Below are 22,115 nucleotides of genomic sequence, written 5' to 3'. Positions count from 1 at the left end.
GACTTGTCATCCTTGATACTTGAAAAAGACACAGTAGTGTAAATATTATCCACTGAACCGTAGATATTGTCTACTACAATAGCCTTGGTTTCTCGAGAAATCTGTATTATGAACCTACACTATTGATATTTCTCTGTCAGGAAGGCAACACACCTGCCCTTTTCCGAGTAGTTCCCAGCCGACGTTTCATGTGACGATAGTCGCCCTATCCTCACGCTGGTGGCTTTTTTCCTCATCATTGAGCCCAAGGATAGTGATGCTCTATTTTCCGTTACGTACCCTGCTGTTTCAGCTCAACCCAGAAACCGCTCACAATTGGACGATTGGCTTACTACGTGCCACACCTACCTTAGCACTGGGCGCGCTATTCGGAGCGTGCGTACCATCCCAGCCGCGCCGGGTCATGGGACTGGATTTCCCTCACCCGGTTGGACTAGCGGCCGGTCTGGATAAAAATGGCGAATGTATCAGAGCGTGGGAAGCATTGGGGTTCGGCTTCATCGAGATTGGCACGGTCACTCCGCGCGCCCAGCCGGGCAACCCCAAGCCTCGAATGTTTCGGCTGCCGTTGGCACGGGCGTTGATCAACCGGCTAGGCTTCAATAACAAGGGGGTGGATTATCTGATCGAGCAAGTGCGGCGATCCGGCTTCAAGGGCGTGTTGGGCATCAATATCGGCAAGAACGCCGATACCCCGGTGGAGCGGGCAATCGACGACTACCTGATCGGCCTGCGCAAGGTCTACCCCTGGGCCAGCTATGTCACCGTCAACATCTCCTCGCCCAACACGCCGGGCCTACGCGACCTGCAATACGGCGCGGCGCTGGAGCAATTATTGGCGGCATTGCACGCGGAACGACAACGACTGTGCGATGCCCATGGTCGCTACGTGCCGCTGGCGATCAAGATCGCGCCGGATCTGGCCGACGCCGATTTGCTCACGGTGGGACAGACGCTGCTCCGGCACGGCATGGATGCGGTCATTGCCACCAACACCACCTTCTCCCGAACCGGCGTGGAAAGCTTGCCTCACGCCGGGGAAACCGGCGGCCTGAGCGGCGCGCCGCTGCGGGAGCGCTCAACCGCGGTGGTGCGGCGCTTGGCCGATATCCTGGCCGGCGAAATTCCGATCATTGCCGTGGGGGGCATCCTGAGCGGGGCCGACGCCGCCGCCAAGATCGAGGCCGGCGCTAGTCTGGTGCAAATTTACACCGGCTTTATCTATCGCGGCCCGGACCTGATCCGGGAAGCGGTGCTGGCATTGCGTTAACTTTTCCTCGGCTCGCTTTCTCACCATGCTCGACCGTCTAATCGCCGTCGCACCGATGTTGAACTGGACCGACCGGCACTACCGGTATTTCCTGCGATTATTGAGTCGCCATACCCTGCTTTACACCGAAATGGTCACGACTGGGGCGATACTGCGCGGCGATCGGGAACGACTGCTGGTCCATGATCCAATCGAACATCCGCTGGCCCTGCAACTGGGCGGCAGCGACCCCGCCGAACTGGCCCGCTGCGCCCGCATCGCCGCCGACTGGGGCTACGACGAGATCAATCTCAACGTCGGCTGCCCCAGCGATCGGGTTCAATCGGGCCGGTTCGGCGCCTGTCTGATGGCGGAACCGGATCTGGTGGCGGAGTGCGTGGCGGCGATGCGGGCGGCGACGGATCTACCGGTGACGGTCAAAACCCGCATCGGGATCGACCAGCGGGATTCCTACCAGGAACTGGCGGATTTCGTGCGCCGGGTCGCGGCGAGTGGGTGTACGGTATTCATCGTTCACGCCCGCAAAGCCTGGTTGAGCGGCTTAAGTCCGAAGGAAAACCGGGAAATTCCGCCGCTGCGTTATGAGATTGTGCATCAACTCAAGCAGGATTTCCCCGGATTGATCATCGTACTTAACGGCGGGCTGACCACACTGCAACAGGTGACGGAACAGTTGCGGCGAGTGGACGGCATAATGATCGGCCGCGCGGCTTACGAGAACCCTTACCTGCTGGCCGAGCTGGATCGACGGTTTTTCGGTTCGAGCGCGCCGCCACCGAACCGTCATCAGGTGGTTCGGGCATTGCTACCCTATCTGGCGGAACGACTCCGGGCGGGAACGCCGCTGCACTGCATGACCCGACCTATCCTCGGATTGTTTCAGGGCCTGCCGGGCGCACGGGCCTGGCGACGCGTCTTGAGCGAACGGGCCTGGCGGCACGGAGCGGGGGTGGAGGTGGTGGAAGCAGCACTGGAACGGGTGGCGGAAGCCGACCGAGAGACTCAAATCGCGGACGTGATTCCTAGCCACGATGCAGGATCGACGACAAGGGCGTAAAGTGACATCCGCCCGCATTAATCGCGGTTTCCCCAAGACCTATCCACCGTGACAAAATTTTCGGGCGCGAAACGCCACGACTCTGTAAAGGACCGCCACCGATGTACGAATTTCTGCAATATCAAATTCGCGACGTAATGACTGTCGACCCCATCGCCATCAGTCCAAAAGCCAAACTGCGCGAGGCCGAGGAATTATTCGAAACCCACGACTTCAACGGCGTGCCGGTGGTGGACAGCCAGCGCGACTTGCTCGGCATGCTAACCAAGTTCGACTTACTGAATGCGTTTCGTTTCGACGCTCACACCCTGGTCCCACATTACGACGACATCATGGAGCAGACCGTCGAAACGGTGATGACTCGCGAGCCGGTCACCGTCGCTCCACAATTGCCGCTCAGCCGACTGCTGCAAAAACTGGTGGAAATCCGCACCAAGAGCCTGCCGGTGGTCGAGGAAGGCAATCGATTGGTCGGGATCATCTCCCGCCAGGATGTTCTGAAAGCGCTGCGCCGCGCCACAACCAAACGCGAGGCATCTGCTCACGAGGACCCAGCGCCATGACCACTCTGCTCTACACTCATTCGGCTTGCCAGGAACACGACACCGGTTTCGGCCACCCGGAGTGCGCGGCCCGACTGACCGCCATCCTCAACGCTCTCGGCGCCGCCCCGTTCGCGGCGCTGGAGTGGCGCGACCCACCCGAGGCCACGCGCGAGCAACTCACCCGCATCCACAGCCAAAGCCACGTCGAGCGTATCCTCGCCCGGATTCCCAAACACAAACATTACGCCATCGACGGGGACACCGTTGTTTCGCCGCGCTCGGGAGAGGCCGCCCTACGGGCGGCGGGCGCGGTCTGCGCGGCGGTGGATGCCGTGCTGCGACAGGAAGCCAACAACGCCTTCTGCGCCATCCGGCCGCCCGGCCACCACGCCAAACCGGCACAGGCCATGGGGTTTTGCCTGTTCAACAACGCCGCCATCGGCGCCGCCCACGCCCGCGCCGTTTACGATCTGGAACGGGTGGCGGTGATCGACTTCGACGTGCACCACGGTAACGGCACCCAAGCGGCGTTCGAGCATGACCCCGGCTACCTGTACGCCTCCACTCATCAGGCTTACATCTACCCCGGCACCGGCCTCCGCGAAGAACGCGGGGTCGGCAATATCGTCAACGTCCCATTGCTGGCCGAGAGTGGCTCGGCCGACCTCCGCCACGCTTGGCATCAGGACATCGAACCCGCGCTACGGCGGTTCCAACCGGAATTGATTCTGATTTCGGCCGGCTTCGACGCCCATTACCTGGACCCGCTGGCCGAACTCAATTTCAACGAGGATGACTACGAGTGGCTGACCCGAGAGATTCTGACGGTCGCGGCCGACTGTTGCGAAAGTCGAGTGGTATCGGTGTTGGAGGGTGGCTACAACCTATCGGCGCTGGCCGCCAGCGTGGCGACTCACGTCAAGGCGCTGATGGAAGGCACCGCGCACGGTCCAACCCGCTTTGGTCAAGGACATCCTGGCACGGCAGAAGGCTAAACGGAACGCAAACGGCTCATGAACGTTCGATCACCGCCAAGGACGGTGGCTCCATGCCACCGTCCGCGAAACCATTGGCGGTTTCCGCCAGCCCGCCGCGCAGCCACCCCTCATACCCGCCTTGCAGCAGCGAAAGCCGCCCTTGCAACTGCTCCTTGAGCAGCTGATAGGCTCGCACGGCCCGTTCACCCCGCTGGCAGTAGAGCAAAAGATCGTCGTTTGGCCCCACCCGCGCGGGTAGGCTCTCGATCCGCTCCAGCGGTGCGTGTTCGGCCCCTGGAATATGCCCGGCGGCAAACTCGGCTTCGGTGCGGACATCGATCCAGCGTAATACGGGACACCGCCGACCAGCCTCCAAGCTAAGCCAGGGCAACTCGTCGATGGACATGGCCTGCTCCGTCGCGGGCCTCTCATCCGCCTGAAGTTCCGAAGTATTGGCGCAAACCCATTCGGTCTCGGTGAGCGCGCGGATCGTGGGCGCCCCGCCGCAAACCGGGCAACTCGGATCACGAGGCAATCGCGGTTTTTGAAAGCGCATCGTCAGCAAATCGACCGTGAGCAGCGCGCCGATCAACGGCTCTCCGATCCCCAGAATCAACTTGAGCGCCTCGTGGGCCTGCAAGGTTCCGAACAGGCCGGGCACCGTCCCCAGCACACCCGCTTGGGCGCAGGACGGTACCGTTTCGGGGTCCGGCATTTCTGGAAAAAGACAACGATAGCAAGGCCCCCCCGGCGCGGCGTAGACCGCGAGCATCCCCGAAAACGCGCGGATACTGGCGCCGACATAGGGCTTGCCCGCCAGTACGCAGGCGTCGTTCACCAGGTATTTGGTGACGAATCGATCAGAGCCTTCGATCAGCAGGTCATACGCATCGACCAGGCGCGCGGCGTTGGCCAGATTGAAAGCCTCGGGGTAAACCTCGATCTGGAGATGCGGGTTGAGCGCAAGCAGACGGGCGCGGGCTTGCTCGACCTTGGCCGCGCCGCAACCTGCCGTGTCATACAAAACCTGCCGCTGAAGATTACTCAGCTCGACCTGATCGGGATCGATGATACCCAAACGGCCGACCCCGGCCGCGGCCAAGTACAGCAAGGCCGGCGCGCCCAAGCCGCCGGCGCCGATCACCAGCACGCTCGCCTGTCGCAATTTCCGCTGACCGTCAAGCCCGATCTCGGGCAAAATCAGATGCCGGGCGTAGCGCAGTTGCTCTTCGATACCGAGCGCGCTTGTTGCGTCTGGGGACTGATGGAGAGGGTTGGACATCCCGAAGCGTCTCTATGCGGTTTTTTCGAAAGCTATGCGCGGGCCGCGGCGGCGCGGAAGAGATTCAGCCAGGCACGGACCCGCCCGTCCGGGTCTGGGGCGCGCAGCACGTCGGAGACGACCGCGATGGCGTCCGCCCCCGCCGCCAGCACCGCCGGCGCCCGTTCCAAGCTGATCCCGCCGATGGCGACCAGCGGACCACTAAGACGGGTTTTCCATTCGCCGATGCGCTCGAGTCCTTGCGGGGACCAGGGCATCTTTTTCAAGGTCGTCTCGTAAATCGGCCCCAAGGCGACGTAATCGGGCTTGGCGTCCAGGGCGTTCGCCAGTTCTTCGGGACTGTGGGTGCTGATCCCCAGCTTGATCCCGGCCGCCCGGATCGCTACGCGGTCGGCACCCGCCCAATCTTCCTGCCCCAGATGCAGCCATGCCGCGCCTTCCTGAATGGCTTCCCGCCAGTAGTCGTTGACGATCATCTGGCAGTCGTCGTAATCGGCGGCGATGGCCAAGGCTTCGCGGATTTGACGACGCACCTCCGTTTCGGGCCGCCCCTTGATTCGAAGCTGGATCGTCCGCACGCCCAGCGGCAGGAAGCGGCGCACCCAACTTACGTCGTCCACCACGGGATAAAAACCATGGCTACTGGCAGTCTTCATCAAATGTATTCCTATGACTGGTGCCAGAACGGCGTTCCGGTGACGGGTGTGCTCGGTTCAGCCATTTCCTGAACCGGCATCGCGCCGGCGAGGTAAGCCAACCGTCCGGATTCGACGGCCAGACCGAAAGCGCGCCCCATCTGGACCGGATCGGTCGCGCGGGCAACGGCGGTGTTGACCAGTACGCCGTCGAAGCCCATTTCCATCGCCGCGATGGCGTGGGACGGTTTGCCGATGCCGGCATCCACGATCAGCGCGATATCCGGGTAACGGGCGCGCAAGGTCCGCAGCGCATAGGGGTTGTTCAATCCTTGCCCCGAACCGATCGGCGCGCCCCACGGCATCAGGATCGAGCAGCCAGCCTGAATCAGCCGCTCCGCCACCACCATGTCTTCAGTGGTGTACGGAAAAACCTGAAAACCCCGTCGGCACAGTTCTTCCGCCGCCTCGACCAGCAGGAACGGGTGCGGTTGCAAGGTGTAATCGTCGCCGATCACTTCCAGCTTCAGCCACGCCGTCTCGAAAATTTCCCGCCCCATCTCGGCGGTGGTCACGGCTTCCTTCACGGTCTTGCAACCGGCGGTATTCGGCAGGACCTGTACCCCCATCTCCTTGATCGTGGACCAGAAGCGGTTTCCAGCCCGTTCGGTCGCTGACTCCCGCCGCAGCGAGACGGTCACGATCTCGGCGCCCGAGGCGGCGATAGCCTGTTGCAGCACCGCCAGCGACGGATAGCGGGCGGTCCCCAGCAACAGCCGCGAACGCAACTGGCGGCCCCCAATTTCCCAGATCGATGGGTTCGAATCGACCACCGCTAACCCCCCTGCATCGGAGATACGATTTCCAGACGATCGCCGTCCTGAAGCTGACGGGTGGTGTAGTCGCCACGCGGCACGAATTCATCGTTGCGCGCCACCGCGATCCGCGCGTCTTCGTAGCCCAAATCATGGATGGCTTCCGCCAGTGAACGGGGGCTTTCCAAGGTTTTCTTCTCTCCATTGACTTCGATGATCATGCACGACCTCAACACGTATTCTCGGGTTACCGTAACGGTGGGCATTCTAGCGCGGGGTGGGCACCTCCCAAAGCTTCGCCGTCTCGGCGGGCCGGCGCTGGTCGCAAATGAAGGTTGCGACGGTCTCCGCGACCAGCGGGCCAAGCAGATAACCATGCCGGTATAAGCCATTGATGCGCAATAAATTATCTTGCTGGACGATGCGAGGCAAATGATCGGGCAAGGTCGGTCGGCACTGGACATTCATCTCCACGATCTCCGCTTCGGCGAAAGCCGGATGCAAGGCGTAAGCCGCCGAAAGCAGCTCCAGGGCGGAACGGACGGTCGCTGGCCGCAACGAGTCGCTTTCGATGCTGGTCGCCCCGACCACGAAACGATCTCCGGGACGCGGCACGATATACAGCGGATAACGAGGGTGCATCATGCGGATCGGGCGGCGCAGGCGAACCTCGCTGGTACGCAGAGTCAAAATTTCACCCCGAACCCCCCGCAAATCCGTCATCTGGTCACTGGCCGCCAATCCCCGGCAATCCAGCACCCAGTCGAAGCCACGGCGTTCGCCCAGCACGGTGATCTCTCCCGGCGCCAAGTCTTCAACCTCGGTCATGAATTCCACTCTCGCGCCATCCCGACGCAGCGTCGCGACCAGGGCGGGCAGCAAGGAACGCGGGTCGATCTCGCCTTCGGGGGAAAGGTATAGCCCTTCGCCGAAGCGGCCTTCCAGTTCGGGTTCCAACTCGCGCAACTCGTCGCGCCGCAACCATTGCAGATGCGCGCCGAAGCCGGCGTGCTCGACCCGCTCGGCCAGATGTTGCATGCCCGCCCGGTCCCGATGATGCGCGACCACCAGCGTGCCCTCGCAGCTCATGTGCACGGCTTGCGCGAGCGTCGGCACGATTTGCCGCCACAACGCGAGGGCCGAGATGCCCCAGCCAGCGATTTCGGTTTCCGCCTCGCTCAGTTCGCAGTACGGAGCCAGCATCCCCGCCCCGACATGGCTGCAATGATGGTCCAGACGCCCGCCGCCGCGCTCGTAAACGCTGATTCGATGCCCCTGGCGCTGCAAGCACAGGGCATGGGTCAGACCGGTAATGCCCGCGCCGATCACGGCGATGTGGTATGGATGCACTTCGTCCTCTTCAAGCTTGGGGGGACACTCGCATTAACGGCCGCCGTCTCAAGGCAGCAGCACGGTGGAGCCGGTGGTCTTGCGTGCTTCCAGATCGCGATGCGCGGCGGCGGTTTCGGCCAGCAGATAGGTCTGCCGCACTTCGATCCTGACCGCCCCGCTGGAAACCACCTCGAACAGTTCGGCGGCGCTGGCCAGCAAATCCGCGCGCTCAGCCGTGTAGGCCATCAGGCTGGGCCGGGTCAGGAACAGCGAACCCTTGGCGGCCAGAATACCCGGATCGAAGGGCGGCACCGGTCCCGAGGCGTTACCGAAGCTGATCATCATGCCCAGCCGGCGCAGACAGTCCAGCGAGCCCATGAAGGTCTCCTGACCGACCGAGTCATAGACCGCCACCACGCCTTGACCGCCGGTGATCTCGCGCACCCGCTCGGTGAAATTTTCGCGGCTGTAAACGATGACGTGATGGCATCCGTGGGCGCGGGCCAATTCGGCTTTCTCGTCGCTGCCCACCGTACCGATCACAATCGCCCCCAGATGTCGCGCCCACTGACTGACGATCAGCCCAACTCCGCCGGCGGCGGCGTGCAGCAAAATGGCATCCCCCGCCTGCACCCGGTAGGTACGCCGCAGCAGATACTGCGCGGTCATGCCTTGCAGCATCATCGCGGCGGCGGTTCGATCGTCGATGGTGTCGGGCAGCGCCACGACCCGGTCGGCCGGCATCAAGCGGACTTCGGCGTAGGCGCCGACCGGCGGGCTGGCATAGGCGATCCGGTCGCCGGCCTTGAATTCGCTCACCCCCTCGCCCACCGCCTCCACTTGCCCCGCGCCTTCCATGCCCAGCGTCCAGGGCAGCGACGGCAAGGGATACAGGCCGGTGCGGTGATAGACGTCGATATAGTTGAGGCCGACGGCGCCGTGGCGCACCCGAAGCTGGCCCGGCCCGGGCTCCCCCACCTCCACCTCTTCCCAGCGCAGCACTTCGGGACCGCCGTATTCATGGATGCGGATGGCTTTGGGCATGACCTTCTCCTCAAATGGTGAATGGGGAATTATTCAAGTGTAGGCAAGCCTTCAACGGCTGCAATCCGCGATTCAACCGAGCCAGCGCCGGGCGTTGCGGAACAGCCGCAGCCACGGCCCGTCTTCGCCCCAGCCCTCGGGATGCCAGGAATATTGCATCGTGCGGAACAGCCGCTCCGGATGCGGCATCAGGATGGTGAAACGACCGTCGCGGCTGCTCAGGCCGGCAATCCCGCCCGGTGAGCCGTTAGGATTGGCGGGATAAGTCTCGGCGGGTTGCCCGCGGTTATCCACGAAACGCAGCGCGGCCACGCCCGCCGCCAGCGCCGCATCCGCGCCGCCCGCGTCGCGGAATTCCGCTCGTCCCTCGCCGTGTGCCACCGCGACCGGCAGCCGCGAACCTTCCATGCCGCGCAGGAACAGCGACGACGACGGCAACACCTCCACCAGGCTCAGCCGCGCCTCGAACTGCTCCACCCGATTGCGCACGAAGCGCGGCCATGCTTCGGTTCCGGCGATCAACTCATGCAGATTGGACAGCATCTGGCAGCCGTTGCAAATTCCCAACCCGAAACTGTCCGGACGGGCGAAGAACGCGGCGAACTGCTCGCGGACACGGGGGTTGAACAGGATCGACTTGGCCCAGCCCTCGCCGGCGCCCAGCACGTCGCCGTAGGAAAATCCGCCGCAGGCCGCCAAGCCGTGGAAATCCGCCAGAGCGACCCGGCCGGTCATGATGTCGCTCATGTGCACATCCACCGCCGCGAAGCCGGCGCGGTCAAACGCCGCCGCCATCTCGATCTGACCATTCACGCCCTGCTCGCGCAGGATGGCCACCCGTGGGCGCGCGCCGCCATTGGCGATGAACGGCGCCGCCACATCCTCGGCGGGATCGAAGCTCAGCCGCGCGCTCAAACCCGGATCAGCCGGATCGCAGGCGGCTTCGAGCGCTTCGCGGGCGCAGTCGGGATGATCGCGCAGCGCCTGTAGGTGAGTGCTGGTTTCCGACCACAATCGCCGCAATTCGACGCGGCTGGCGCTAAACACGGACTCGCCGGCATGGCGCAGAATCAGCCGGTCCTGGTCGTTCGGCGCGCCAATCACATGGCTATACTCGCCCAGTCCGGCGGCGATCAAGCGTCCCAATACCCCGTCGCGATCCCGCGCCCGCACCTGCACCACCGCGCCCAGTTCCTCGGCGAACAGCGCCGGCAGCAACTCCTCGCCCAGATCGTCCAGCAGCACCGTCACGCCGCGACCGCCGGCAAACATCATCTCCGCCAGCACCGCCAGCAGCCCGCCATCGGAGCGGTCGTGATAGGCCAGCAAGCGACCGGCCGCGTTGAGTTCCTGAATCACCCTGAAGAAAGCCGTCAGATCTTCCGGCTGGTCCAGGTCGGGAACGGCGTCGCCCAACTGGTTGTAAACCTGCGCCAGCGCCGAGCCGCCCAATCGATTTTTCCCACGACCGAGATCGATCAGAATCAGGTCGGTGTCGCCCCGGTCGGCGCGCAGTTGCGGCGTCAGGGTGCGGCGCAGATCCGGCACCGGCGCGAAGGCGGAGACGATCAGCGATAGTGGTCCCACCACGCTCTTGCGTTCGCCGTCCGCGTCCCAGACCGTTTTCATCGACAGCGAATCCTTGCCGACCGGAATGGCGATACCCAGCGCCGGGCACAGTTCCATCCCCACGGCCCGGACGGTATCGAACAGCCGGGCGTCCTCGCCGGGGTGACCGGCCGCCGCCATCCAGTTGGCCGACAGCTTGACATCGCCCAGCTTGTCGATCCGGGCGGCGGCGATGTTGGTCAGCGCTTCGCCGACCGCCATCCGGCCGGAAGCCGGCGCGTCCAGCAGCGCCAGCGGCGCGCGCTCGCCCATGGCCATCGCCTCGCCGGTATCGGCATCGAAGCTGGTGGCGGTCACCGCGACATCGGCGACCGGAACCTGCCAGGGTCCGACCATCTGATCGCGACAGACCAGTCCGGTCACGGTGCGGTCGCCGATGGTGATCAGGAAACTTTTGTCGGCCACCGCCGGGAAGCGCAACACCCGCGCCACGGCGTCGGCCAACCCGACCCCCGCCAGATCGAGCGGCCACAGCGCGGCGGGCTCCCGCGTCACCTCGCGCAGCAGTTTCGGCGGCTGGCCGAACAACACGTTCATCGGCAAATCCACCGGCCGGTTGCCGAACTGGCGGTCATCGACCGTCAAATGCGGCGTTTCCGTGGTCAGGCCGATCACCGCATACGGGCAACGCTCGCGTTCGCACAGCGCCTTGAAGCGCTCCAGCTCCTCGGCGGCGATGGCCAGCACATAGCGTTCCTGCGCCTCGTTGCACCAGATCTGCATCGGCGACATGCCGGGATCGTCGTTCGGTACATCGCGCAATTCGAAGCGCCCGCCCCGCCCGGCGTCGTGGACGATTTCCGGCACGGCGTTGGATAGCCCGCCCGCGCCAACATCGTGAATCGAGAGAATGGGGTTGTTCTGACCCAGCGCCGCGCAGCGGTCGATGACTTCCTGGACACGGCGCTGGATTTCCGGATTGCCGCGCTGCACCGAGGCGAAGTCGAGATCTTCGTGCGAGCTGCCCGCCGCCATGCTGGACGCCGCGCCACCGCCCAGCCCGATCAGCATCGCCGGACCGCCCAACACCACAATGGCGGCGCCCGGCGGCAGTTCGGCCTTGTGCACATGCGGTTCGCGGATATTGCCCAGGCCGCCGGCGATCATGATCGGCTTGTGATAGCCGCGTCGCTGCCCGTCGGGACCGTTTTCCTCGAAGCTGCGAAAGTAACCGGCCAGGTTGGGGCGGCCGAACTCGTTATTGAAAGCCGCCGCGCCGATGGGGCCTTCGAGCATGATCTCCAGCGCCGAGACGATGCGCGCCGGTTTACCGTAATCCCGCTCCCAGGGCTGGACGAAATCCGGAATGCGTAAGTTCGACACGGAGAAACCGCACAAGCCAGCCTTGGGTTTGGAACCGCGCCCGGTCGCGCCTTCGTCGCGGATTTCGCCACCGGAACCGGTGGCCGCGCCGGGGAAGGGCGAAATGGCGGTCGGGTGATTGTGCGTCTCCACCTTCATCAGGATATGCACGTCTTCCGGGTGATAGCGGTACTGATGGTCGGTCGGATCGGGGAAAAAACGCCCGGCGAAAAACCCCGTCATCACCGCCGCATTATCGTGGTAGGCCGACAGCACGTCGGCGGGGTGGCATTCGTGCGTGTTACGGATCATCGCGAACAGGGAGCGCTCTTGCGCGATGCCATCGACGATCCAGTCGGCGTTGAAGATCTTGTGCCGGCAGTGTTCGGAGTTGGCCTGCGCGAACATCATCAGTTCCACATCGCTGGGGTTGCGTCCCAGACGGATGAAGCTGTCGAGCAGATAGTCGATTTCGTCCTCCGACAGCGCCAACCCCAGTTCGCGGTTGGCGACCATCAGCGCGTCGCGCCCGCCGCCGAGCAAATCCACGCTGGCCAGCGGCATCGGTTCGGTCTGGGCAAACAGCACGGCGGGATCGTCGTCCGGCCCCAGCACCGCTTCGGTCATGCGGTCGTGCAGCAGCGGTTTGAGTTCGGCTGACTCGCCGTCGGTCAACGAACGTTCCGACTCCAGGTAATAGGCCACGCCCCGCTCGATGCGGCGGACATGTTGCAAGCCGCAGTTGCGGGCAATGTCAGTGGCTTTGGAGGACCAGGGCGAAAGAGTGCCAGGACGCGGAACGACCAGGAAAGCGGGTTCACCGCCGAGATGGCGCTGGGTCGCGGCGGGGCCGTATTGCAGCAGCCGGTCCAGCACCTCGCGATCGTGCGTGATCAGGCGACCGTCCACGAAATGGACGAACTCGGCGTAGACCTCGGTGACGACTGGCACCCGCTGGCGCAGCGCGGCCAGCAACTTCTCCAGACGGAATGGCGACAGGGCGGGGCTTCCACGAAAACGCAGCATCGCGAACACTCTCCTGGATCAGCGGGAAAGCGCGGATGATAGCAGCAATCGCCGATTTACCGGCCATGGTGGAGCGGTACGAACCCAGGGCAATCGCGCTATGGCAACCCTCTTTGAGTGGTGGAAGCGTGGACCGCCGAGACCAATCCCCTCTGCCGCTGGCGCGGCGCCCCCTTTGAAAAAAGGGGGGTTGGGGGGATTTCCGCTCCTGAGTCGGCCATAACTCATTGAGGAGAGTATATGTAGCCCTTGACAGAGGGACTTGGTAAGGCCAACCGCAAGCTTGCCTCGTTGGAGATGAGCGATACCGCCCGACCCTCATCCAGCTTTACCGGGCCGAGCGATAGCCACTGCCTGCTTTTTCTACTTCCCCACCCGTAACAGGCCGCTCAAGCCCTGCTGGTCGAGGAACAGATTGGCGTGCTCCCGGATGGCGGCGGCGTTATCCATCCGCATCGCCTCGGCGAGAACATCCTGAGCGGCGTCATGGCGAATGCTGCGGATCATCCACTTGATCTTGAGCAGGCTGCCCAGATTCATGCTCAGGCTGTCCACGCCCATCGCCATCAACAGCAGGGCGGACGCCGGATCGCCGGCCATCTCGCCGCACACGCCGACCGGCTTGCCGGCGGCCCGGACGCCCTCGATCACCTGGCGGATCGCCATGAGCACCGCCGGATGCAGCGGGTCGTACAGCTTGGCGACCCGGTCGTTGTTGCGGTCCACCGCCAATAGGTACTGGGTCAGGTCGTTGCTGCCGATAGAAACGAAATCCACCATCCGCACCAAGCGATCGATCTGATACACCGCCGACGGTACTTCCACCATGATACCCACCCGCGGCGTCCGAACCGGCACCCCGTCTTCCCGCAATTCCATCTCGGAACAACGCAGCAAATCCAGCGCCTCGCTCAACTCGCTGATGCCGCCGATCATCGGAAACAGGATCGCCAAGTTGGGATAGACCGCGCCGGCCCGCAGCATCGCTCGCAACTGCGTCTTGAACAGGTCGGGCTGATCCAGGCTGATGCGGATACCGCGCCAGCCCAGAAACGGGTTCTGCTCACTGATGGGAAAATACGGCAACGGCTTGTCGCCGCCCACATCCAGGGTGCGCAGCACCACCGGATGCGGTTCCATGATCCGCAGCACTCGGGTGTAGATGGTGGCCTGCTCTTCCTCGCCGGGGAAGCGATCGCGCAGAAAGAAATGCAGCTCCGAGCGATACAGCCCCACCCCCTGTACCCCACTGTTGCGGGCGGCGGCGATATCGGCGAACAAACCGGAATTGGCGTGCAGTTCCAGGCGATGGTCGTCCAGCGTCTCGGCTGGCAGATCGCGCAGATGCTGCAAGCCACGCGACAGTTCGGCTTCCTCGGCAATCAGCTTCAGATATTCCTGACGCAATGCCGAGCTGGGCTGGATGCAGACCCGTACCGTATAGCCATCCACCGCCACCTCACGGCCATTCAAGCGGCCCGGCGGCAGGTTGCTGACGCCGAACACCGCCGGCACCCCCAGCCCGCGCGCCAGCAAGGCGACGTGCGAGGCACCGGTGCCACGCACCGATACCAGCCCCTTGAGCTTCTCGGGCGGCACGTCCAGCAGTTGGGAAACGCTGATCTCCTCGCCCATCAGAATGGTGTGGTCGGGATAATGGCGGTTGACCACCTGCTCCTCCTGCAGGCGGTCCAGCAGACGCTGGCCGAGATCAAGGATGTCGGCGGCACGCTCGCGCAGATAGGGGTCGTCCATTTCCGTGAAGATATTGGCGTATTCCAGGACCGTGGCCCGCAGCGCGCCGGGCGCCCAGTTGCCAGCGGCGATCCGCTCCAGGGTGCCGTTGACCAGGCTGTCGCTGCTCAACAGCAGCGCGTAAGCGTCGAACAGCGCCCGGTCGCCAGCCGCCAGCAGCAGCCGCATCCGCTCGCTCAAGCGTTGCAGTTCGGCCAATTCCGCCGCCACCGCCTGGCGGAAGCGCGACGCCTCGGCCTCCGGATCGTCGATGTCCTTATCCGGTACCTGGTTCAGCGCGGTGGCCGGAAACACCACCACCGCCTCGCCGATCGCCAGACCGCGGGCGCTGGCGACCCCCTCCAGAAATAGCGTGCCCGACAGTGCGTCGTCGTCGAGTCGTTCCAGCGCTTGGCGAATTTCCGCCTGGTTGATGCAGCCGGCCAGTTGCGCCGCCAGCGTCACCAGAAACGACTCCTCGTCGACGGTGTACTTACGCTGCTCGCGATGCTGCGACACCAGCACGCCAAACACCTTGCGGCGGCGCACGATCGGCACGCCGATGAACCCACGGAACGGGGCTTCACCGGTGGCGGCGATGTAGCGGAAAGCGGGATGGGCCGGGGCGTTATCAACGTTGACCGGCTCGGCCCGGGTGGCGGCCAGCCCGGTCAGCCCTTGACCGAGTTTCAGCCGCACCTTGCCGATCGCGCCCGGCCGCAGGCCATCGGTGGCCATCAGCACATGTTCGCCACGGGTGTGATCGGTCATGTATACCGAGCAGACATCGGTGTGAATCGCGGCCTTGACCTCGACCACGATCAAGTTGAGCGCCTCGCTCAAATCGCGGGTAGCGTTGATGTCCTGCACGATACGCCGCAGGATGTCCAGCATGGAACCGTCCTCAACAGGCAGCGAATCGGGAACCGTCAGCGCCGGAACATGCGGTGCGGGCGCGAGACGGTCGGACGCGGCGAGCAAACCTCGTCCGGGGATGCCATGACGACTGGCGGCGGCTCCAGCGCCGGCACGGTGGGGGTTGCCTCCAATCCACTCAGGCGCCGTGCCGAAACCACCATGCGGGTGATGACGGGGTGCTGGCCGATCTCCACCCGTCGTAGTGGCAATACGACCACCTGCTTGACCACGGTGGTAGGTGATCGGGCCGACTCGGGCGGCCGGGGTCGGCCCGGCAACGACGGGTGGGATAAATCAATATCGTGCTGCCTGGAGTCGCGCGGCGCCCGTCGTGGTGGGCGGCCAGAAAACAGCAGCGGAGCCAGTTCGTACAGCGCCCGCCAGTAAACATGACGCTTAAAGGGCACCACGGCGCGCAGCGGGTACCAGTAGTCCACCCACCGCCAGTGGTCGAACTCGGGGCGTTCGGACAAATCCAGCCGCACTGCTTCCTCATCGCCCAGCATCCGCAACAAAAACCAGATCTGTTTCTGGCCGATGCAGCTCGACTTGCCGCCGCGCCGGATCAAACGCTTGGGCAAGCGGTAACGCAGCCAGCCCTTGGTGCAGCCGATCACTTGAACGTGCTCCGGCCGCAAGCCAACTTCTTCGGCCAGCTCGCGAAACATGGCCTGCTCGGGCGATTCATCCCGTTGGATGCCCCCCTGGGGAAACTGCCAGGACCGCTGCCCGATCCGCTTCGCCCAGAAAAGGCGCCCTTCTTCGTTACACAGAATGATGCCAACGTTCGGCCGATAACCCTCCGAATCGATCACGGTTGGAAACCGATAGGCTGCAATGAATAATTCATCGTATTTTTTCATAAGTATCAATCCTTGTTCCACTGGAATATCCATCGCAGTCACAAAATTTCTCGTGAGCCTTGCTGGCCGGGCAGGGGCGAGCACCGCATTTGCGCCCGACCAGCCGCTCTGGAACCCGCTATCATCAATACAATCAATCATAGCCCGCGATCGGGGCAAGTGTCGGAGCACGCTCGCGCCAGTCGCCCCCGCTGTCATGATTTCAAGGAGCCCGCGATGCGCCGTTTCCTGTTTCCGTTCTTCCTGCTGGCGCTACTGCTGTCGGTCGGCGCCCGCGCCTTCGACGATCCGACACTGGCGGTGGCCGCCGCCCAGTACCTGCAATCCATTCGCGACAACCGCGACCCCGCGAGTCAGCCAACCGCCACACTGACGCAACAAGCCGCGCAACTGGCCCGGCAAAACAATCTGAGCGCCGCCATCGAGCGCTACGAAACCGCCCTGGCCGCCAGCGCGCCAGCGGCGGTCTGGCTGGATCTGAGCCAAGCCTGGCGCGCTTTGGCGCAAAGCACCAAAGACGCGCAAACCCGGCGGCAGGCGCGGGAACGCACCCGGCAGGCGGCCTGGAACGCCCTCCAGGCGGCACGCGCGCCGTTCGAACGCGCCCGCGCCCTGTTCTGGCTGGGCGAACTGTACGACCAGGACCGGTCGCCCAAACAAGCGTTGGCCGCGTTTCGCGAAGGGCTGGAACTGGAAGACAACCCACGCATCGCCAAGCGTTATCAGGAACTAGCCGACGCCAACGCCTTCCAGATCAAGGGCGTCTCGGTCGAATCCGACAGCGCCGCGCCGAAAATCTGCCTGAACTTCTCCGACGACCTGGCCAAGGGCCGGCGGATTCATTACGAGGATTACCTGCTCGTCCAACCCGCCATCCAGGCGGTCGCCAGCGCCAAGGAACGGCAATTGTGCGTGGAAGGAGTCAGCCACGGCCAAAGCTACACCATGACCGCTCGAGCCGGCATCCCCTCCGCCACCGGCGAGAAAACCCGCGTCAGCCAGGAGTTCACCGCCAAGGTCGAGGATCGCGAGCCGACCCTGGGTTTCCGCGGCGCGACCTACGTGCTGCCCAAGACCGATGGCCAGCATCTACCCTTGACCAGTGTCAACCTGGACGCGGCGCGGCTGCGGGTGCTGCGGATCAACGACCGCAACCTGCCGCGGGAGATCGAAAACCGTCGCATCACCAACCTGCTGGACGGCTACGACCTCAACGCCATCGCCCAGCAATCCGGCGAGCAGGTGTGGGAAGGAACCCTAACCCTGGCCACTGGCGAGCGCAACCAGGAAATCACCACCGCCATCCCGGTCGGCGAGATCCTGCGCGACCCGCAACCGGGCATTTACATTGTCTCCGCCGAGCGGGTCGGCCAGGACCCGGACAGCTACGAGAACCGGGCCACGCAATGGCTGGTGGTTTCCGATATCGGGCTATTCACCCTGCGCGGCGACGATGGCTTGCATGTGTTCGCCCGCTCGCTGACCGGCGCCAAGCCGTTGCCAGGCATCGAACTGCGGCTGTTCGCCCGCAACAATGGCGAACTGGGTCAGGCGGTCACCGACCGCCAGGGCTACGCCCGGCTCGATCCGGGTCTGCTGCGCGGGGCCGGCGGCCGCGAGCCGGCGGCGCTGATGGCTTTCGGCAAGGGCGACTACAACTTTCTCGACCTGACCAAGCCGGCCTTCGACCTCAGCGACCGGGGCGTCGGGGGCCGCGCCGCGTCGGGGCCGGTGGACGCCTTCCTGTATACCGAGCGCGGGGTCTATCGGCCCGGCGAAACCGTGGAACTGATGGCGCTGGTGCGCGACAGTCGTGGTTACGCCCTCCCCGAGACGCCGCTGACCCTGAAGGTGTTCCGCCCGGACACCGTGGAAATCGCCCAGTTGCGGCCAGGCAATCCGGCGCTGGGCGGCTACCATGCCCAGTTGCCCATGCCATTGAACGCCCGTACTGGAACCTGGACGATCAAGGCTTATAGCGATCCCAAGGGCGAACCCGTTGGGCAACTGAGCGTTCAGGTCGAGGATTTCGTACCGCAGCAGTTGAAATTGGAGCTGAACTCGGCGGCAACGGTGCTGAAGCCGGGTGAGCCGGCGGTGATGGACATCGACGGCCGCTTCCTGTACGGCGCGCCGGCCGCCAACCTCAAGGCCGAGGCCGAACTGGTGCTGGACGAGGACGCCAACCCCTATCCGGCCTTCCCCGGCTATCGCTTCGGGCTGGCGCAGGACAGTTGGACCGCGCAACGTTTCCCGGTGGCGCTGGCCGGCACCGACGCCCAGGGCAAGGCGCAAGCGTTGATCGCGCTGGACCAGACGCCCGACACCACTCGGCCGCTGCTGGCCAAGGTGCGGGTATCGCTGTTCGAGCCGGGCGGGCGGCCGGTGAACCGCAGCCTGGATCTGCCCTACCGGACCCAGCCGTTCGCCATCGGCATCAAGCCGCGTTTTGGTGATGGCGGCGTCCAGACCGGGCAGGAAGCGGCGTTCGAGGTGATCGCGCTCGACCCGCTGGGCCAGCCGCAGGCCAAAAGCGGGCTGCGCGCCGAACTGGTGCGCGAGGAGTACCAGTATTACTGGTATCACGACGATGGCCGCTGGAACTACAAGATGATCATCCGCGACAGCGCGCCCGCCGGCGGGCAAACCCTGAACCTCGCCGCCGACCAGCCGGCCGTCGTGACTCAGCGGGGGCTGGACTGGGGCCATTACCGGCTGGACGTGCTCGATCCGGCCACCGGCGTCGCCTCCAGCGTGCGCTTCACCGCCGGCTGGTTCGAAACCCCCAGCGAGGGCGACACCCCCGACCAGATGAAGGTGACGCTGGACCAGCCACGCTATCAGGCCGGTGAAATCGCCAAGATCTTCGTGCGCGCGCCCTTCGCCGGCGAGGTGCTGCTAAACGTGGTCGGCGACCGGCTGTGGCTGAGCAAAACCGTCAGCGCCAGCGCCGACGGCGCGACGGTGGAACTGCCGATTCCCGCTGAGTGGGGTCCGGGGGTATACATCGCCGCCACCGCGTTCCGCCCGGCGGACAGCGCCAAGCAGCGCGGACCGGGCCGGGCCATCGGCGTGGCCTGGGTGGGGCTGGACCCCGCGCCGCGCACCCTGACCGTCACCCTGGACGCGCCGACCGAATGGAAGCCGCGCCAGACCGTGGAACTGCCGGTCGCGGTCGCGGGACTCGACGCGGGCCAACCGGCCTGGCTGACGGTGGCGGCGGTGGATGAAGGCATCCTGCAACTGACCGATTTCGCCACGCCGGACCCGGTGCAATACTTCCTCGGCAAGCGCCGGCTGGGCATGCAGGTGCTGGACCTGTACGGCAAGCTGATCGAAGCCGGCGGGCGACCGGGCCAGCTCCGGGCCGGCGGCGACGCCGGCAGCCGGCAACTGGACGCCTCCGGCATCCGCACGGTGAAAACCCTGGCGCTGTTCTCCGGGCCGGTGGCGCTGGACGGCGACGGGCGGGCGCGCGTGCCGCTGGCGCTGCCCGACTTCAACGGCCAGTTGCGCCTGATGGCGGTGGCCTGGAACCACGACCGAGTTGGCCAAGCCGAAGCCAAACCGCTGGTGCGCGATCCGCTGGTGGCGCAAGTCTACCTGCCGCGCTTTCTGGCGCCGGAGGACGAAAGCCGGATCACCGTAACCGTGCGGAACCTGAATGCCCCGCCGGGCGATTATCAACTGCGTCTGAGCGCCGAGGGCGCGGTGGCGGTGGACGAACCGGCGACCTTCACCTTTACGGTGGCCGATGCCGCCACGCAGAATCAGGACAGCCGGACCTTCACCCTGCGCGGCCGGCAACCGGGCAAGGGCCAGGTTCACTTACAGATCACGGGACCGAACGGCTTCCAACTGGCGCGGGAAGCGGATATCGGGGTGCGGCCGGCCCAGACCCTTGTCAGCAATCGCACCGCGCAACGCCTGAATTCCGGCGAAACGCTGCGGCTTGGTGGCGAGGTGTTGAGCGGCTTTCTGCCCGGTACCGGCCAGGCGCGATTGAGCGTCGCCAGTCGGCCCAATCTTAACGTGCCCGAACTGCTGGCCGAACTGGACCGCTATCCCTACGGTTGCCTGGAACAAACCACCAGCCGCGCCCTGCCGCTGCTGTATTTCAATCAGGTCGCCCAAGCCTGGGTCGGCCAGAACGCCACCGAAGCCGGCCTGCGGGCGCGGGTGCAGGAGGCGATCCAGCGCATCCTGAGCTTGCAGGACGCCGGCGGCGGTTTCGGGCTGTGGAGCCCCAGCAGCAATATCGAGGACTGGTTGTCGGCCTACGCCATGGACTTCCTGGTCCGCGCCCGGCAGGAGCAGTATCTGGTGCCGGAAGTGGCTTATCAGAGCGGCTTGAAACGCTTGCGGGAGCGGGTAAACGAAAGTGATTTCGACACCGAACAGCTTGGTTGGCGGGCCTACAACCTGTACGTGCTGGCGCGGGTGCAGCAGGCGGCCATCGGCGATCTGCGCTACCTGCACGACAACTACTTGCAGAAACTGCCGAACGCGCTGGCGCAAGCCCAACTGGGTGCGGCGCTGGCCCACTACGGCGAACTGGGCCGGGCGCGGGAAGCCTTCACCGCCGCGCTGAACCGGACCGAACGGACGACGACGCGCGATTACGGCAGCCCGCTGCGCGACCGGGCAGCGCTGCTGGCGCTGCTGGCCGAGGTGAAGCTGCTGCCGGAGCGGGTGCCGGACCTGGCCGGGCAAGTAGCCGCCGACTACAACACCCGTCGCTACAGCAGCACTCAGGAACAGGCCTGGCTGCTGTTGGCGGCGCGGGCGCTGCTGCAACAGCCGGGGCAACTGCAACTGGCGGTGGACGGGCGGACGATCAGCGCCGATCCGTTTTACCAGTCGCTGGCGGGGGAAACGCTGACCCAGGGGCTGACCGTAACCAACCAGGGCGGACAACCGGCCTGGTACACCCTGAATCGGAGCGGAGTGCCGGTCACGCCGCAACCGCCGGCCCAGGAAGGCTTTAGCATCAGCCGCCGCTATTACACCCGAACCGGCAAGGCGGTGGACCCGACTCAAATCCATCAGAACGATTTGCTGGTGGCGGTCATCAGCGGCGAAGCGGCGGGCAGGGAGCAGCAACAGGCGCTGGTGGTGGATCTACTGCCGGCGGGGCTGGAAATCGAGAATGCCCGGCTGGCGCACAACGCCTCGACTGCTGAACTGGCCTGGTTGCCGGAACTGACCGAAACGCTGCACACCGAGATTCGGGACGACCGCTTCGTGGCGGCGCTGGACCTCGATGCGGGCGACAAGCGGCAATTCACTCTGGCCTATCTGGCGCGGGCGGTGACGCCCGGCGTCTACCGGCAGCCGGCGGTGTATGTGGAGGATATGTATAAGCCGTGGCAGTTCGGGCGCGGCGTGATGGGAACGGTGAAGGTGGAGTAAGCCGGCGGACAGGCCGGGTTGCCGGGCCAGGGATCGGCCCGCGCCCGACTGTCGCGCCGTCGATGTGCCCGAGTAACCTCGCTCGGGTGCTTCCGGCGATTCCCGATCATATTTTTCTCGCAACTTCATACTGATAGGAACAGTACGTTGGGAACCTTCCAGAGGGGCAATATCGATGTCACCAAACAACACGGAGTGTCCGGGTTGTTTCCGTAAGCGCACGACGACAGATGAGGAATGTCCACGCTGCGGATACAACCCCAAGGACAAGCGC

General features: G+C 64.7%; 14 protein-coding genes. 5 read left to right on the top strand and 9 right to left on the bottom strand.

Translation table 11 applies throughout. The annotated features are described in order from the left end of the window. The first annotated feature begins 256 nt into the window (after positions 1-256). From IPM89_01150 to IPM89_01135, 4 genes are all read left to right on the top strand, one after another. Positions 257-1,270: a quinone-dependent dihydroorotate dehydrogenase gene (locus IPM89_01150; protein ID QQS54510.1), complete on the top strand. Its 1,014-nt coding sequence runs from the start codon at positions 257-259 to the stop codon at positions 1,268-1,270. A 25-nt stretch (positions 1,271-1,295) separates the two neighbouring features. Continuing rightward, positions 1,296-2,327, top strand: coding sequence for a tRNA dihydrouridine(20/20a) synthase DusA (gene dusA / locus IPM89_01145; GenBank protein QQS54509.1), 1,032 nt, complete (start codon positions 1,296-1,298; stop codon positions 2,325-2,327). 101 nt (positions 2,328-2,428) lie between these two features. Further along, positions 2,429-2,890 (top strand): CBS domain-containing protein, encoded by a 462-nt coding sequence (locus IPM89_01140; protein ID QQS54508.1) that lies wholly within the window; start codon positions 2,429-2,431, stop codon positions 2,888-2,890. Then, positions 2,887-3,867: a histone deacetylase family protein gene (locus tag IPM89_01135; GenBank protein QQS54507.1), complete on the top strand. Its 981-nt coding sequence runs from the start codon at positions 2,887-2,889 to the stop codon at positions 3,865-3,867. Before IPM89_01140 ends, IPM89_01135 begins: the two co-directional genes overlap by 4 nt. Positions 3,868-3,883: 16 nt before the next feature. On the opposite strand, the gene moeB is transcribed toward IPM89_01135, so the two are convergent. From moeB to IPM89_01090, 9 genes are all read right to left on the bottom strand, one after another. After that, a complete protein-coding gene (gene moeB, locus IPM89_01130) occupies positions 3,884-5,131 on the bottom strand; it encodes a molybdopterin-synthase adenylyltransferase MoeB (protein ID QQS54506.1) in 1,248 nt (415 codons plus the stop codon). Positions 5,132-5,163: 32 nt separating this feature from the next. Further along, positions 5,164-5,787, bottom strand: coding sequence for a thiamine phosphate synthase (locus tag IPM89_01125; protein QQS54505.1), 624 nt, complete (start codon positions 5,785-5,787; stop codon positions 5,164-5,166). Between the two features lie 11 nt (positions 5,788-5,798). Further along, the gene (locus IPM89_01120) at positions 5,799-6,578 is read right to left on the bottom strand and encodes a thiazole synthase (GenBank protein QQS55727.1); all 780 of its coding nucleotides are present in this window, start codon (positions 6,576-6,578) and stop codon (positions 5,799-5,801) included. Positions 6,579-6,601: 23 nt separating this feature from the next. After that, on the bottom strand, positions 6,602-6,802 hold the full coding sequence (gene thiS, locus IPM89_01115) for a sulfur carrier protein ThiS (protein ID QQS54504.1): 201 nt from the start codon (positions 6,800-6,802) through the stop codon (positions 6,602-6,604). Positions 6,803-6,848: 46 nt separating this feature from the next. Then, positions 6,849-7,931, bottom strand: coding sequence for a glycine oxidase ThiO (thiO, locus tag IPM89_01110; GenBank protein QQS54503.1), 1,083 nt, complete (start codon positions 7,929-7,931; stop codon positions 6,849-6,851). A gap of 48 nt (positions 7,932-7,979) precedes the next feature. After that, positions 7,980-8,957, bottom strand: coding sequence for a quinone oxidoreductase (locus tag IPM89_01105; protein ID QQS54502.1), 978 nt, complete (start codon positions 8,955-8,957; stop codon positions 7,980-7,982). 72 nt (positions 8,958-9,029) lie between these two features. Continuing rightward, positions 9,030-12,914, bottom strand: coding sequence for a phosphoribosylformylglycinamidine synthase (gene purL / locus IPM89_01100; GenBank protein QQS54501.1), 3,885 nt, complete (start codon positions 12,912-12,914; stop codon positions 9,030-9,032). Positions 12,915-13,277: 363 nt separating this feature from the next. Further along, entirely contained in the window at positions 13,278-15,542 is a 2,265-nt protein-coding gene (ptsP, locus tag IPM89_01095) for a phosphoenolpyruvate--protein phosphotransferase (protein QQS54500.1), read from the bottom strand. 35 nt (positions 15,543-15,577) lie between these two features. After that, positions 15,578-16,381: an RNA pyrophosphohydrolase gene (locus IPM89_01090; GenBank protein ID QQS55726.1), complete on the bottom strand. Its 804-nt coding sequence runs from the start codon at positions 16,379-16,381 to the stop codon at positions 15,578-15,580. Between the two features lie 264 nt (positions 16,382-16,645). Between IPM89_01090 and IPM89_01085 the strand changes: the two genes are divergently transcribed. Beyond that, positions 16,646-21,841 (top strand): alpha-2-macroglobulin family protein, encoded by a 5,196-nt coding sequence (locus IPM89_01085; protein ID QQS54499.1) that lies wholly within the window; start codon positions 16,646-16,648, stop codon positions 21,839-21,841. The last annotated feature ends 274 nt before the right edge of the window (positions 21,842-22,115 follow it).

Source organism: Candidatus Competibacteraceae bacterium, from assembly GCA_016699715.1.
GTDB lineage: Bacteria > Pseudomonadota > Gammaproteobacteria > Competibacterales > Competibacteraceae > Competibacter.
Note: the sequence above shows the minus strand (reverse complement) of the source record. Positions and strands in the feature narration are given on the sequence as shown.

Coding starts and splice junctions, on each gene's coding strand:
- IPM89_01150 (QQS54510.1), top strand. CDS start 257: ATGCTCTATTTTCCGTTACGTACCCTGCTGTTTCAGCTCAACCCAGAA.
- dusA (QQS54509.1), top strand. CDS start 1,296: ATGCTCGACCGTCTAATCGCCGTCGCACCGATGTTGAACTGGACCGAC.
- IPM89_01140 (QQS54508.1), top strand. CDS start 2,429: ATGTACGAATTTCTGCAATATCAAATTCGCGACGTAATGACTGTCGAC.
- IPM89_01135 (QQS54507.1), top strand. CDS start 2,887: ATGACCACTCTGCTCTACACTCATTCGGCTTGCCAGGAACACGACACC.
- moeB (QQS54506.1), bottom strand. CDS start 5,131: ATGTCCAACCCTCTCCATCAGTCCCCAGACGCAACAAGCGCGCTCGGT.
- IPM89_01125 (QQS54505.1), bottom strand. CDS start 5,787: ATGAAGACTGCCAGTAGCCATGGTTTTTATCCCGTGGTGGACGACGTA.
- thiS (QQS54504.1), bottom strand. CDS start 6,802: ATGATCATCGAAGTCAATGGAGAGAAGAAAACCTTGGAAAGCCCCCGT.
- IPM89_01105 (QQS54502.1), bottom strand. CDS start 8,957: ATGCCCAAAGCCATCCGCATCCATGAATACGGCGGTCCCGAAGTGCTG.
- purL (QQS54501.1), bottom strand. CDS start 12,914: ATGCTGCGTTTTCGTGGAAGCCCCGCCCTGTCGCCATTCCGTCTGGAG.
- ptsP (QQS54500.1), bottom strand. CDS start 15,542: ATGCTGGACATCCTGCGGCGTATCGTGCAGGACATCAACGCTACCCGC.
- IPM89_01085 (QQS54499.1), top strand. CDS start 16,646: ATGCGCCGTTTCCTGTTTCCGTTCTTCCTGCTGGCGCTACTGCTGTCG.